At 69.7% G+C, this 12704-nt stretch carries 13 protein-coding genes; 8 read left to right on the top strand and 5 right to left on the bottom strand.

Going from position 1 to position 12704, the window contains the following annotated elements; all coding sequences use genetic code 11:
• Nucleotides 1-182 precede the first annotated feature (182 nt).
• Together ABZ208_RS05155 and ABZ208_RS05150 are read left to right on the top strand one after the other, a co-directional pair.
• Entirely contained in the window at nt 183-860 is a 678-nt protein-coding gene (locus tag ABZ208_RS05155) for a response regulator transcription factor (protein ID WP_356908210.1), read from the top strand.
• 50 nt (nt 861-910) lie between these two features.
• Entirely contained in the window at nt 911-2179 is a 1269-nt protein-coding gene (locus ABZ208_RS05150; protein ID WP_356908209.1) for an ATP-binding protein, read from the top strand.
• Nucleotides 2180-2200: 21 nt separating this feature from the next.
• Here ABZ208_RS05150 and ABZ208_RS05145 read toward each other — a convergent pair whose 3' ends face one another.
• A complete protein-coding gene (locus ABZ208_RS05145; RefSeq protein WP_356908208.1) occupies nt 2201-2737 on the bottom strand; it encodes a GtrA family protein in 537 nt (178 codons plus the stop codon).
• A 279-nt stretch (nt 2738-3016) separates the two neighbouring features.
• Here ABZ208_RS05145 and ABZ208_RS05140 point away from each other — a divergent pair, with 279 nt between their 5' ends.
• The 3 genes from ABZ208_RS05140 to ABZ208_RS05130 are packed head-to-tail and all read left to right on the top strand — an operon-like array spanning nt 3017 to nt 5891.
• Nucleotides 3017-4135 (top strand): 5-(carboxyamino)imidazole ribonucleotide synthase, encoded by a 1119-nt coding sequence (locus ABZ208_RS05140; RefSeq protein ID WP_356908333.1) that lies wholly within the window; start codon nt 3017-3019, stop codon nt 4133-4135.
• Nucleotides 4132-4653: a 5-(carboxyamino)imidazole ribonucleotide mutase gene (gene purE, locus ABZ208_RS05135; RefSeq protein WP_328399881.1), complete on the top strand. Its 522-nt coding sequence runs from the start codon at nt 4132-4134 to the stop codon at nt 4651-4653. Before ABZ208_RS05140 ends, purE begins: the two co-directional genes overlap by 4 nt.
• Nucleotides 4654-4685: 32 nt before the next feature.
• Nucleotides 4686-5891, top strand: a complete 1206-nt coding sequence (locus ABZ208_RS05130; protein ID WP_356908207.1) for a dipeptidase — start codon at nt 4686-4688, stop codon at nt 5889-5891.
• A gap of 159 nt (nt 5892-6050) precedes the next feature.
• Here the strand turns inward: ABZ208_RS05130 and ABZ208_RS05125 are convergent, their stop codons facing one another.
• The gene (locus tag ABZ208_RS05125) at nt 6051-6413 is read right to left on the bottom strand and encodes a VOC family protein (RefSeq protein WP_356908206.1); all 363 of its coding nucleotides are present in this window, start codon (nt 6411-6413) and stop codon (nt 6051-6053) included.
• Nucleotides 6414-6502: 89 nt separating this feature from the next.
• Between ABZ208_RS05125 and ABZ208_RS05120 the strand changes: the two genes are divergently transcribed.
• The gene (locus tag ABZ208_RS05120; protein WP_356908205.1) at nt 6503-7006 is read left to right on the top strand and encodes a CGNR zinc finger domain-containing protein; all 504 of its coding nucleotides are present in this window, start codon (nt 6503-6505) and stop codon (nt 7004-7006) included.
• 69 nt (nt 7007-7075) lie between these two features.
• Here ABZ208_RS05120 and ABZ208_RS05115 read toward each other — a convergent pair whose 3' ends face one another.
• Both ABZ208_RS05115 and ABZ208_RS05110 read right to left on the bottom strand, forming a co-directional pair.
• Complete coding sequence (locus ABZ208_RS05115) at nt 7076-7618, bottom strand: hypothetical protein (protein ID WP_356908204.1); 543 nt, start codon at nt 7616-7618, stop codon at nt 7076-7078.
• 143 nt (nt 7619-7761) lie between these two features.
• Nucleotides 7762-9099 carry a UDP-glucose/GDP-mannose dehydrogenase family protein gene (locus ABZ208_RS05110; protein ID WP_356908203.1) on the bottom strand — a complete coding sequence of 446 codons (1338 nt, stop codon included), beginning with the start codon at nt 9097-9099 and terminating at the stop codon, nt 7762-7764.
• Nucleotides 9100-9268: 169 nt separating this feature from the next.
• On the opposite strand from ABZ208_RS05110, the gene ABZ208_RS05105 reads away from it, so the two are divergent.
• The gene (locus ABZ208_RS05105; protein ID WP_356908202.1) at nt 9269-10426 is read left to right on the top strand and encodes an acyl-CoA dehydrogenase; all 1158 of its coding nucleotides are present in this window, start codon (nt 9269-9271) and stop codon (nt 10424-10426) included.
• Between the two features lie 161 nt (nt 10427-10587).
• The gene (locus ABZ208_RS05100; RefSeq protein WP_356908201.1) at nt 10588-11232 is read left to right on the top strand and encodes a hypothetical protein; all 645 of its coding nucleotides are present in this window, start codon (nt 10588-10590) and stop codon (nt 11230-11232) included.
• 63 nt (nt 11233-11295) lie between these two features.
• Here the strand turns inward: ABZ208_RS05100 and ABZ208_RS05095 are convergent, their stop codons facing one another.
• Complete coding sequence (locus tag ABZ208_RS05095; RefSeq protein ID WP_356908200.1) at nt 11296-12579, bottom strand: LCP family protein; 1284 nt, start codon at nt 12577-12579, stop codon at nt 11296-11298.
• Between the last annotated feature and the right edge of the window lie 125 nt (nt 12580-12704).

Below are 12704 nucleotides of genomic sequence, written 5' to 3'. Positions count from 1 at the left end.
TCAGGCGTCTCGCCACCATACGACACGACACAGTGGCATATGGAAGGGTTTGAGAGATGGATCACAGGTGATCATGGAACCAGGATCGCTGATTCGAAGGTCTCCATCAGGATCGCATCACATACCCGCAGGGCTTGTCGATCACGCTCCGACCGCTGCGTCATGCGGACTACCATCACCCCATGACCCGTGTACTGCTCGCCGAGGACGACGCTTCCATCTCGGAGCCGCTGGCCCGCGCACTGCGTCGGGAGGGCTACGAGGTCGAGGTGCGCGAGGACGGCCCGACCGCGCTGGACGCCGGACTCGCGGGCGGCGTCGATCTCGTCGTACTCGACCTCGGGCTGCCCGGTATGGACGGTCTCGAGGTCGCCCGGCGGCTGCGTGCCGAAGGCCACACGATCCCGATCCTGGTGCTGACCGCACGCGCCGACGAGGTGGACACGGTGGTCGGCCTGGACGCCGGCGCCGACGACTACGTCACCAAGCCGTTCCGGCTCGCCGAGCTGCTCGCCCGGGTCCGGGCGCTGCTGCGCCGCGGCGCCGCCGAGCCGGCGCCCCCACCCGCCACGCACGGCGTGCGCATCGACGTCGAGTCGCACCGCGCCTGGATGGGCGACGAGGAGCTGCAACTGACGGCGAAGGAGTTCGATCTGCTGCGCGTCCTGGTCCGGGACGCGGGGCGGGTCGTCACCCGCGACCAGCTGATGCGCGAGGTCTGGGACACCACATGGTGGTCGTCCACGAAGACCCTCGACATGCACATCTCCTGGCTGCGCAAGAAGCTCGGCGACGATGCTGCGAACCCCCGCTTCATCGCGACGGTGCGCGGCGTCGGCTTCCGCTTCGAGAAGAGCTGAGGGGACACGGGGAGTTCCCCGCCCCCTGCTGAACCCGCCCGGAGGGCACCGTGCGCCGCCGCCTGATCAATTCCACGCTGGCCGTGGTGCTCGTCGTCATCGCCGTGTTCGGGGTCTCCCTCGTGCTCGTCGAGACCCGCACCATCAGCAACAGCGCCCAAGAGAGCGTCGACTCCGAGGCCCTGCGCCTGGTCAGCATCGTCGACGGCAGGCTGATCGGCCGTGAGCCGGTCAACCCGGGCATCCTTGCCGAGCAGAGCGGCGCCAAGCGCCACGCCCTGGTCCGCATCCCCGGACGCGGTCCCATCGAGATCGGTGAACGGCCCACCGGCAGCGTCATCCGCGGCCACGCCGAGAGCCGGCGCGGCACTGCGGTCACGGTCGAGGAGTCCCGTTCCGTGGTGACCAGCGAGGTCGGCCGGAGCCTGCTGATCATCGGCGCGGTCGCGCTGCTCGCGGTGATCGCCGCGGTGCTGCTCGCCGTACGCCAGGCCAACCGGCTCGCCTCCCCGCTCACCGACCTCGCCGAGACCGCCGAACGTCTCGGCTCGGGCGATCCCCGCCCGCGCCACCGCCGCTACGGCGTCCCCGAGCTGGACCGGGTGGCGGACGTGCTGGACGCCAGCGCCGAGCGGATCGCCCGGATGCTCACCGCCGAGCGCAGGCTCGCCGCGGACGCCTCCCATCAGCTGCGTACGCCGCTGACCGCGCTGTCCATGCGGCTGGAGGAGATCACCGTCGCCGGCGAACTGTCGACGGTGAAGGAGGAGGCGAGCATCGCGCTGACCCAGGTGGAGAGGCTCACGGACGTGGTGCAGCGCCTGCTCACCAATGCGCGGGACCCGCGCACCGGCTCGGCCGTCGTCTTCGACCTCGACGAGGTGGTCAAGCAGCAGCTGGAGGAGTGGCGCCCCGCCTACCGCAGCGCGGGCCGGGCCATCGTCCACTCGGGCCGCCGGGGCATGCAGGCGGTCGGCACCCCCGGCGCGGTCGCCCAGGTGCTGGCGGCCCTGATCGAGAACTCGCTGATGCACGGTGGCGGCACCGTCGCCGTACGGACCCGGGTCACCGGGAACCAGGCCGTCGTCGAGGTGACCGACGAAGGGCCCGGCGTACCGGCGGACCTGGGGGCGCGGATCTTCGAGCGGGCCATCAGCGGGCGCAACTCCACAGGCATCGGGCTCGCCGTGGCGCGTGATCTCTCGGAGGCGGACGGCGGCCGGCTGGAACTGCTCCAGCAGCACCCGCCGGTCTTCGCGCTCTTCCTCAGCAGTGTGGCACGCAAGCCCAAGGACCCCCCGCGGCCAACGGTCAGATGACCGGAGCGGCCGGGGCCGGGGTCAGCGGCCGACCCGGTCGCGCCGTGCCTGAGGGCGTATCTCCGGCGCCTCGGACTCTGCGTTCTCCAGGAACGATTCGGCGGTCTGCACCGCCTCCCGGGCGGGCAGCGCCCGGAACACCCAGGTGCGGTAGGACCAGAACCGGAACAGTGTGGCGATCCCGATGCCGAGGAACTTGAAGACGTTGCTCTGCAGCCGGCTGTCCCAGCCGAAGCCGTAGGTCGCCGCGTACAGGATGCCGTTCTCGATCACCAGACCGACCACGCTGAACAGCAGGAAGAGCGTCAGCTCCCGGGTGCGCCCGGACTTGTCGCGGTCACGGTAGGTGAAGTACCGGAACCCCACGTAGTTGAACGCGATCGCGACGACGGTGGCCAGGATGGACGCCCGGACGACCGGGATCTCGGTGGTGTGCCGTACGAGGTTGAAGACCCCGAGGTTCACCAGCAGCCCCGCGCCGCCGACCGCCCCGAACTTGGCGACCTCGCGCATGAGCTGCCGCAGCTGCTGCCGCAGGCCTCCGCCTCGTCCACTCATCGTGAGAGTCCAGCCCATTCAGTTCGGCATCGCCGACGCGGGCGCGCCAACGCGGATGGTTTCGACGCAGTCATGCTAACCAGCAGTCTCCGGCACTGCCTGTGGGTCTTGGGAACGCTGTGGCGAGAGAGACACGACTGTGAAGGCTCGGCGACGCAGGGGCGTCGGACTCCGGAGACGGAGGCGGAGGCGGCGGGTGTCGTCACGCTCCGCAGCAGGGGCGGCGGGGCCCCGCACGGCGGCGGATACCCTAGGACCGTGACGTTCCCGGTAGTCGGCATGGTCGGCGGCGGTCAGCTTGCCCGCATGACCCACGAGGCGGGCATCCCCCTCGGCCTGAAATTCAAGCTCCTCAGTGACACCCCCCAGGACTCGGCGGCCCAGGTGGTGAGCGATGTCGTCATCGGCGACTACCGCGATCTGGACACGCTGCGTGAGTTCGCGCGCGGCTGTGACGTGATCACTTTCGATCATGAGCATGTCCCCTACGAGCACCTGCGGGCCCTCGAGGCGGACGGCATCGCCGTCCGGCCGGGGCCCGAGGCGCTGGTGCACGCCCAGAACAAGGGCGTGATGCGCGCCAAGCTCATGGAGATCGGGGTGCCCTGCCCGCGCCACCGCATCGTGGCCGACCCGGCCGACGTCTCGGCGTTCGCCGCGGAGGTGGGGGGCTTCCCCGTCATCCTCAAGACGGTGCAGGGCGGCTACGACGGCAAGGGTGTCTGGTTCGTGCGCACCGAAGCCGATGCAGAGGCCCCCTTCAAGGCCGGGGTGCCCGTGCTCGCCGAGGAGAAGGTCGACTTCACCCGCGAGCTGGCGGCGAACATCGTCCGCTCCCCGCACGGCCAGGCCGTCGCCTACCCGGTCGTCGAGTCGCAGCAGGTCGACGGTGTCTGCGACACGGTGATCGCGCCCGCGCCCGGCCTGGACGCGGAGCTGGCCGGCCGGGCCCAGGAGCTCGCCCTGCGGATCGCCAAGGAGCTCGGCGTCGTCGGCCATCTCGCGGTCGAGCTCTTCGAGACGGCCGACGGCCGCATCCTGGTCAACGAACTTGCCATGCGCCCGCACAACTCCGGGCACTGGACCCAGGACGGCGCGGTCACCTCGCAGTTCGCCAACCATGTCCGTGCCGTGCTCGACCTGCCGCTGGGCGATCCGCGCCCGCGTGCCAGGTGGACCGTCATGTGCAATGTGCTGGGCGGCGACTACCCCGACATGTACGGGGCCTACCTGCACTGCATGGCCCGCGACCCGCAGCTCAAGATCCATATGTATGGCAAGGACGTGAAGCCCGGCCGCAAGGTGGGCCATGTCAACACCTACGGCGACGACCTGGACGACGTGCTCGAGCGAGCCCGCCACGCCGCCGGCTATCTGCGAGGAACGATCACAGAATGAGCCCTGTCGTTGGCATTGTCATGGGGTCCGACTCCGACTGGCCGGTCATGGAGGCCGCGGCCCAGGCGCTCGACGAGTTCGAGATCGCCTACGAGGTCGACGTCGTCTCCGCGCACCGCATGCCGCGCGAGATGGTCGCGTACGGCGAGGAGGCCGCCGGCCGCGGGCTCAAGGCGATCATTGCCGGCGCCGGGGGAGCGGCCCATCTCCCGGGCATGCTCGCCTCCGTCACCCCGCTCCCGGTCATCGGCGTCCCGGTGCCGCTGAAGTACCTGGACGGCATGGACTCGCTGCTGTCCATCGTGCAGATGCCGGCGGGTGTGCCCGTCGCCACGGTCTCGGTCGGCGGCGCCCGCAACGCCGGTCTGCTCGCCGCCCGCATCCTCGCCACGCAGGACGCGGAACTCCTCGGCCGGATGCGGGAGTTCCAGCAGGAGCTGAACGACCAGGCGACCGAGAAGGGCAAGCGGCTGCGGGCCAAGGTCGCCGGTGCGGAGTCCTTCGGCTTCGCGAAGTGACTTCCGGAAAGCTTTTCGGGAAGAACCTGCCAATGGAATCCCCCACGGACCACCTCAGCCGTGCGCGCGAGCTCCTCGCCGCGTACCCCGTCGTCGACGGCCACAACGACCTGCCCTGGGCCCTGCGCGAGCGTGTCCGCTACGACCTGGACCGGATGGACATCGCGGGTGACCAGACCGGCCGGCTGCACACCGACATCCCGCGGCTGCGCGCCGGCGGCGTCGGCGCCCAGTTCTGGTCGGTGTACGTCCGCAGCGACATGGCGGGCGACGAAGCGGTCAGCGCGACCCTCGAGCAGATCGACGTCGTCCGGCAGCTGATCACCCGCCACCCCGGGGACCTCGCCGGTGCGCTGACCGCCGACGACATGGAGAAGGCCCGTTCCGAGGGCCGGATCGCCTCACTGATGGGCGCCGAGGGCGGCCACTCCATCAACAACTCGCTGGGCACCCTGCGCGCCCTGTATGCCCTGGGCGTGCGCTACATGACGCTCACGCACAACGACAACATCGCCTGGGCCGATTCGGCGACCGACGAGCCGGGCGTCGGTGGTCTGTCGGCGTTCGGCCACGAGGTCGTACGCGAGATGAACCGCACCGGCATGCTCGTCGATCTCTCGCACGTCGCGACAACGACGATGCGCGACGCGCTCGCGACCTCGGTCGCACCGGTCGTCTTCTCGCACTCCTCGTCCCGGGCGATCTGCGACCACCCGCGCAACATCCCCGACGACGTGCTGGCGCAGCTTCCGGCCAACGGCGGCGTCGCGATGGCCACATTCGTACCGAAGTTCATCCTGCCCGCGGCGGTCGAGTGGACGCGGGCGGCGGACGAGAACATGCGCGCGCACGGACTGCACCACCTGGACACCACACCGCAGGCGATGAGGATCCACGAGGCGTTCGAGGCGGCGCATCCGCGTCCGGTCGCGACGGCGGCGACGGTCGCCGACCACCTGGACCACATGCGCGAGGTCGCCGGTATCGACCACATCGGCATCGGCGGCGACTTCGACGGCACGGCGTTCACCCCGTCGGGCCTCGACGACGTCGCGGGCTACCCGAACCTGATCGCGGAACTCCTCGCCCGTGGCTGGTCGAACGCCGACCTCGCGAAGCTGACGTGGCAGAACGCGGTCCGGGTACTGGGCGCGGCCGAGGACGTCGCGGCGGACCTGCGCACGCGCCGGGGCCCGTCGAACGCGACGATCGACCAGCTGGACGGCGCGGGCGCCTGACAGGCGGCGGCGCGCGACGCCGCCGTGCCGCGATCGTGTACGCCACCCGCGCCACGCCCACGCCCCCTCGGCCCCGCCGGTCGCGGGCCGAGGGGGCGTGGCGCGAAGCTGCCGCTCCGGCGATGCAGCGGCGGCAGTCCCCCGAGTGCGCCCGGGGGATCAGTCCGCGCAGAGGCAGAAGGGATGCCCCGCGGGGTCCGCGTACACCCGCCAGCTGCGGGACGTGTCCGCCGCGTCCAGCGCCGTCGCGCCGAGCGCCAGCACCTGCGCCTCCGCGGCGTCCAGGTCCTCCACCGTCAGATCCAGATGGAACTGTTGCGAGTCCTGTGCCGACGGCCACTTCGGCGGTACGTGACCGGGCGAGACCTGGAAGGCGAGCGGGGCTCCCGGGACGCCGGTCAGGTCGACCCAGCCGTCGCCGTCGTCCTCGATCTGCCCGCCCAGCACCTCGGCATAGAAGCGCCCGAGCGCGACGGGGTCGGGACAGTCCAGTACGACGCTGCCCAGCGTGGCGATGCCCATGATGTCCTCCTCGGATGTACGTTACCCCTAGAAGCTGTCATCAGGTAACGGTTACCTCATACTCCCCCTTAGGAGGTAACGTCGCAAGCATGAATGACAGGCCGCCCGCACCCGGCGGCCTCGCACTGGTCGAGGCCCTGGTGAACACGCTGGACATCGAGACGGGCGCGGACCGGCTCGACACGGCGGACGGCCGCGCCCCGTTCGGCCTCACCGAGGACGATGTGCCCGCCGCCCGCGAACTCCGCGAGGCGCTGCGCGGCGCATGCCTGGCCCACGCGGGGCACGGCTCGGCCGCCTCGCTGGACGGCCTCCTCGCCGGCGCGCCCCTGCGCGTCGCGATCACAGTGGACGGCGGGGCCGCGTTGCGCCCCCTGGGTCGGCCCACCCTCGTCTCCCGCGTCGCCGAGGCCATCGCGGCGGCGACGGCCGACGGCACCTGGACCCGCCTGAAGGCGTGCGAGGAACCGACCTGCCGGTGGGCGTACTACGACCGCAGCCCGGCCGCGCGGAGCCGCTGGTGCTCGATGTCGGTCTGCGGCGCCCGCGCCAAGATGCGCACCTACCGCGCGCGCCGGTCGCGGACCTCCTGACCGGACACGGCCGTGCCCCCGGCGCAGGTGCGGCCGGGGGCACGGAGAAACGGCGGGATCGCGGTGGGATCAGACCGTCGGAGAAGCGGTGAACAGGTACGTCTTGTAGCCGGCCCCGTCGTTCGCCCACTCGAGCTTCAGCTCGGCGTCGCCCAGTCCCCTGGCCGACCCGACCCGGTAGCTGATCGTCCCGGTCGTGTACGAGCCGTTGTAGTTGGCGTTGCCGTCGCTGTTCTCCAGCTTGCCCTCGATGCCGTAGAAGTCGGTCTTCTTGAGCACGGGGTCCGTGCCGGAGACCGACTTCTTCACCTGCTGCCGCAGGTAGGCGGCGTTGAATATCGAGGTGTCGTCGACCTGGCCGTACAGCGGTCCGTCCCAGGAGACCTTCGAGTAGCTGTAGACGGTCGACCCCGAACGGGCCGCGCAGACCGTCACCTTGACGTCCCAGTTGTCGGCCCACGGGCCGTCGTACGCCGGGTCGTCGATGCTCTTCGAGCTGGTGTTGCACTTGTAGCTGAGCGCCGATGCGGGGCCGGCGGTCGCCAGAACGGTGCCCGCGACAGCGGTCGCGGTGAGCAGTGCGGTGACGGCCGTACGGTTGAGCTTGGTCACGCAGGAACCTCCGTTTAGTGGCGCGTGATCTTTCTGTCCTGCTTAGGACAGCAGCTCAACCCGTTCCGGTTGCGGGAATTGACGTCCCATCATGTGATCACTGCCACGCCGGCGCGGCGGCGTGGCAGCCGCGCCGACCGGCGTCAGGCCCGCGGGCGCCCCATCGCCCGGTATGTCCAGCCCGCCTCGCGCCACGCCTCCGCGTCCAGCGCATTGCGGCCGTCCAGGATGATCCGCGACGACGTCACCGCGCCCAGCTCCGCCGGGTCCAGCTCGCGGAACTCGCGCCACTCCGTCAGGTGCAGCACCACGTCCGCGCCGCGCACCGCCTCCAGCGCCGAGTCCGCGTAGCCCAGCGTCGGGAAGAGCCGGCGCGCGTTGGTCATGCCCTTGGGGTCGTACACGGTCACCTGGCCGCCCTGCAGATGGATCTGCCCGGCCACGTTCAGAGCCGGCGAGTCCCGCACATCGTCCGAGTCCGGCTTGAAGGTCGCACCCAGCACGGCCACCCGCTTGCCCAGGAAGGAATCGCCGCCGACCGCGTCGCGCGCCAGCTCCACCATGTGCCCGCGGCGGCGCATGTTGATCGAGTCGACCTCACGCAGGAAGGTCAGCGCCTGGTCCGCGCCGAGCTCGCCCGCCCGCGCCATGAAGGCCCGGATGTCCTTAGGCAGACAGCCGCCGCCGAAGCCGATCCCGGCGCGCAGGAACTTCTTCCCGATGCGCTCGTCGTGGCCGATCGCCTCCGCCAGCTTCACGACGTCGCCGCCGGCCGCCTCGCACACCTCCGCCATCGCATTGATGAAGGAAATCTTGGTCGCGAGGAAAGAATTCGCGGAGGTCTTCACCAGTTCCGCCGTCGGGAAGTCCGTCACCACGAAGGGCGACCCTTCGGCGACCGGCGTCGCATAGACCTCGCGCATCAGCTTCTCGGCGCGCTCGCTCTCCAGTCCCACCACGATCCGGTCCGGGTGCAGGGTGTCCTGCACGGCGAAGCCCTCACGCAGGAATTCCGGGTTCCAGGCCAGCTCGACCCCGACGGGCGCCTGCTCGGCCAGCAGCCGGGCCAGCCGGTCCGCCGATCCCACCGGCACCGTCGACTTGCCGACCACCAGCGCGCCGCCCTTGAGTTGCGGTGCGAGCGAGGCGAACGCGGCGTCGACGTACGACATGTCGCACGCGTACTCGCCGTGCTTCTGCGGAGTGTTCACACACACGAAGTGGACGTCGCCGAATTCCCCGATCTCCTCCCAGGAGGTCGTGAACCGCAGCCGCCCGCTGGACCCCTCGATCCCGGCGACATGCTTCGCGAGCAGCTCCTCGAGCCCGGGCTCGTACATCGGCACCCGCCCCGCCGCGAGCATCTCGATCTTCTCGGGCACGACATCGAGGCCGAGCACCTCGAACCCGAGCTCCGCCATGGCCGCGGCATGTGTGGCGCCGAGATAGCCGGTGCCGATCACGGTGATCTTGAGGGCCATGGAAATGCTCCTGGGGGTACGGATGGGGACAGCGGGCCTGAGCATAGTCGGGCCGGGGCGCGGGCAATTTTCCGCTGTCAGCAAGCTCACGTATGCCTTGTTGCGGCGAGCGGACTAAAATTTGAGTTACTTAACGGTAGTTAGCAGCAGCTCAGGGGAGTGAAAGATCTTGGCGGGAACGCCTGACTTCGACCTGTACCGCCCGTCCGAGGAGCACGACATGCTCCGCGAGACCGTTCGCTCTCTCGCCGAGGCGAAGATCGCACCCTTTGCCACGCAGGTGGACGAGGAGGCCCGCTTCCCGCAGGAGGCCCTGGACGCCCTGGTCGCAGCCGACCTGCAGGCCGTCCACGTCCCGGAGGAGTACGGCGGCGCCGGCGCCGACGCACTCGCCACGGTCATCGTGATCGAGGAAGTGGCCCGCGTCTGCGCGTCCTCGTCCCTGATCCCGGCCGTGAACAAGCTGGGCTCGCTGCCGGTGATCCTGTCCGGCTCCGAGGAGCTGAAGAAGAAGTACCTGGGCCCGCTGGCCAAGGGTGACGCCATGTTCTCGTACTGCCTCTCCGAGCCGGACGCCGGTTCGGACGCGGCGGGCATGAAGACCAAGGCCGTCCGCGACGGCGACTTCTGGGTGCTCAACGGCGTGAAGCGTTGGATCACCAACGCCGGCGTCTCCGAGTTCTACACGGTGATGGCCGTGACCGACCCTTCGAAGCGCTCCAAGGGCATCTCGGCCTTCGTCGTCGAGAAGGACGACGAGGGTGTCTCCTTCGGCGCCCCGGAGAAGAAGCTCGGCATCAAGGGCTCCCCGACCCGCGAGGTCTACCTCGACAACGTCCGCATCCCCGCCGACCGCATGATCGGCGAGGAGGGCACCGGCTTCGCCACGGCGATGAAGACCCTGGACCACACCCGCATCACGATCGCGGCCCAGGCCCTCGGCATCGCCCAGGGCGCCCTCGACTACGCCAAGGGCTATGTCCAGGAGCGCAAGCAGTTCGGCAAGCCGATCGCGGACTTCCAGGGCATCCAGTTCATGCTGGCCGACATGGCGATGAAGCTGGAGGCAGCCCGCCAGCTGACCTACGCGGCCGCCGCCAAGTCCGAGCGCGTCGACGCCGACCTCACCTTCTTCGGTGCCGCGGCCAAGTGCTATGCCTCGGACGTCGCGATGGACGTCACCACGGACGCGGTCCAGCTGCTCGGCGGCTACGGCTACACCCGCGACTACCCGGTCGAGCGCATGATGCGCGATGCCAAGATCACGCAGATCTACGAGGGCACGAACCAGGTCCAGCGCATCGTCATGGCGAGGAACCTGCCGTAACGACGGCTCACCAGAGCCCCCTTGCCGGCCCCCGGCGCCCGTGTGGGCGCCGGGGGCCGGCGTATGTGCGGGGGCAAGCGGAATACCCTCCACCGGTGAGGTTAGGCTGCGCTGCCGCATGGCGGCAGTCATCATCAGCACGCAGGTGGGGTGGAAACACGATGCTCGAGAACCGTCAGATATCAGGGATGCTCCGGCAGATCGCACGGCAGGACGTGATCGAACTCGGACCTGAGATGTCCCGCGCACGGATCGCCGCCCTGGCCCATGTCGCCGAGCACTACGGCTTCGAGTACGCGGACGCGCACCGGACCGGGCAGAACAAGAACCTCATCGAGGTCCAGATGTACCGCGACCCGCGGCCGGAGGCCCGTGCGCGCGAGGCCGCCACCATCGCGGCGTACACGCAGGCCGGCAGCGGCGGTGCGGTGCCCGGCATGCGGCAGGGAACCCTGAAGCCCCTCCCCGAGGCTCAGGAGGCCGTGACGCAGCTGGGGGACCGGATCGCGTTCGACCTCATGGGGAACGCTGCGAGCAAGCGCCAGATGCTGCTCCCCTGGATCTGCGTCGCGGCCCTGGTGATCACGCTGCTCGTGTGCGGCATGTACATCGGTGCCGTGGCCGGCGGCGCCGCACTCGCGGCCTTCCTGATCGGCGGAGTCAAGATCGGTGAGATCCGCAGGCAGCGGATCGCGCAGCGGCTGACGGACGCCGGATTCGTCGCCGTACAGGACGAGCACGGCAGGCAGCGCCTCCTGCGCCCCGGGCAGCAACTGCCTGGTCACGCCAATCCGTTCGCGGGCTGAGCCCGGCAGCGCGAAGGCCCCGCCGGACGGATCCGGCGGGGCCCTTCGCTGCTGCGAGCAGTGTCAGCGGTCGGAGGTGACCGTGACCTTCTCGTCGTTCTTCAGCTGCTCCACGAGCTGCTTCACCTTGGCCTGGTCCCAGACCAGGTTGCCGCCCCGGCTGCCGGATATCGGCATGTTCATCGACTTGCCGTCGCCGCCGGTGACGCCCTTCATCGCGAAGAACATCCGGCCCAGGTCCCACAGGCCCATGTCCTTGTCGACGACGACCGTGTCCAGGCCCGCGCCCATGGTCGGGTAGAGCTTGAACGGGTTGAGAACCGTGCTCGGCGTAGCGGTCTGGTTCGCCAGGGCCGCGAGGAACTTCTGCTGGTTCTTCGTGCGGTCCAGGTCGCCACCGTCCAGGCCGTAGCGCTGGCGCACGAAGGCCAGGGCCTGTTCGCCGTTCATGGTGTGCGTGCCCGGCTCGAAGTCGGCTCCGGACTTCTTGTCCTTCATGGTCTTCTCGACCTTGATCTCGACACCGCCGACCGAATCCACGATCTTCGCGAAGCCGCCGAAGCCGATCTCCGCGTAGTGGTCGATCCTCAGGCCGGTGTTGTGCTCGACGGTACGCACCAGGAGCTCGGGACCGTCCTCGGCGTACGCGGCGTTCAGCTTCACGCGCCGGCCGGTGTTCGGGAAGAGCTTGCCGGACTCGGAGCCCTTGAACGACGGGATCTCCACGTCCGAGTCGCGCGGCAACGAGATCATCGTGTTGCCGTTGGAGCCGACGTGCAGAATCATCATCGAGTCGGTCCGCTTGCCCTCGGCCGAGCCGGTGTGGAGCTTCTTCTTCTCCTCCGTCGACATGCCTTCACGGCTGTCCGAGCCCACGATCAGGTAGTTCGTGCCCTCGCCCTCGCCCGGCCGCTCGATGACCTTGGAGAGATCGACCTCTCGCTTGAGCTTGGAGTCGGCCCAGAAGTATGTGCCGATGGTCACAGCGAGCAGCACCACGACCAGGGTCAGCGAACCGACCTTGAGCCGACGCCGCCAGTCCGGGGCCGGCCGGCCCTGCGGCGGGTAGCCACCCTGCCGGGGGATGGTGCCGTTGCCGCCGCCACCGCCCTGTCCGTAGACATGGCCCGTGTTGTAGCCGCTGTCGTAACCGGGCTCGGCATAGCCCTCGTCGTAGCCGCGCGACTGCTGCGGGGGAACGCCGCTGTGCTGCGGCGCGCCCGGTCGCTGGACATGGCGCATCACGCGGGCGCCCTCAGGGCCGCCGGCGCTGCCACGACCGTAGCCGCGTCCGCGTCCGTTGCCGTTGCCGTTGTCGCCGGTCCATCCATCGGGCCAATCGTTCATGTCGAACAGTGTGCAGGGACTGCCGCGAGCGAGACAGGGCGGGTAGTAAATCGGACCGGTGCTGTTGCCAAGCTGATGCATTGCATGCGACGGGTCACCGAATCTGCACACCGTCCGACCAGGCA

This window comes from Streptomyces sp. NPDC006208, assembly GCF_040613775.1.
Lineage (GTDB): Bacteria > Actinomycetota > Actinomycetes > Streptomycetales > Streptomycetaceae > Streptomyces.
The sequence above is the reverse complement of the archived record's forward strand: the minus strand, read 5'-3'. Positions and strand labels throughout refer to the sequence as shown.

What these genes read in the sequence shown, in the direction of transcription:
- ABZ208_RS05125 (WP_356908206.1), bottom strand. Translation starts at nt 6,413, where the DNA reads ATGGGCATCGCCACGCTGGGCAGCGTCGTACTGGACTGTCCCGACCCC.
- ABZ208_RS05120 (WP_356908205.1), top strand. Translation starts at nt 6,503, where the DNA reads ATGAATGACAGGCCGCCCGCACCCGGCGGCCTCGCACTGGTCGAGGCC.
- purE (WP_328399881.1), top strand. Translation starts at nt 4,132, where the DNA reads ATGAGCCCTGTCGTTGGCATTGTCATGGGGTCCGACTCCGACTGGCCG.
- ABZ208_RS05140 (WP_356908333.1), top strand. Translation starts at nt 3,017, where the DNA reads ATGGTCGGCGGCGGTCAGCTTGCCCGCATGACCCACGAGGCGGGCATC.
- ABZ208_RS05130 (WP_356908207.1), top strand. Translation starts at nt 4,686, where the DNA reads ATGGAATCCCCCACGGACCACCTCAGCCGTGCGCGCGAGCTCCTCGCC.
- ABZ208_RS05110 (WP_356908203.1), bottom strand. Translation starts at nt 9,099, where the DNA reads ATGGCCCTCAAGATCACCGTGATCGGCACCGGCTATCTCGGCGCCACA.
- ABZ208_RS05145 (WP_356908208.1), bottom strand. Translation starts at nt 2,737, where the DNA reads ATGAGTGGACGAGGCGGAGGCCTGCGGCAGCAGCTGCGGCAGCTCATG.
- ABZ208_RS05155 (WP_356908210.1), top strand. Translation starts at nt 183, where the DNA reads ATGACCCGTGTACTGCTCGCCGAGGACGACGCTTCCATCTCGGAGCCG.
- ABZ208_RS05100 (WP_356908201.1), top strand. Translation starts at nt 10,588, where the DNA reads ATGCTCGAGAACCGTCAGATATCAGGGATGCTCCGGCAGATCGCACGG.
- ABZ208_RS05095 (WP_356908200.1), bottom strand. Translation starts at nt 12,579, where the DNA reads ATGAACGATTGGCCCGATGGATGGACCGGCGACAACGGCAACGGCAAC.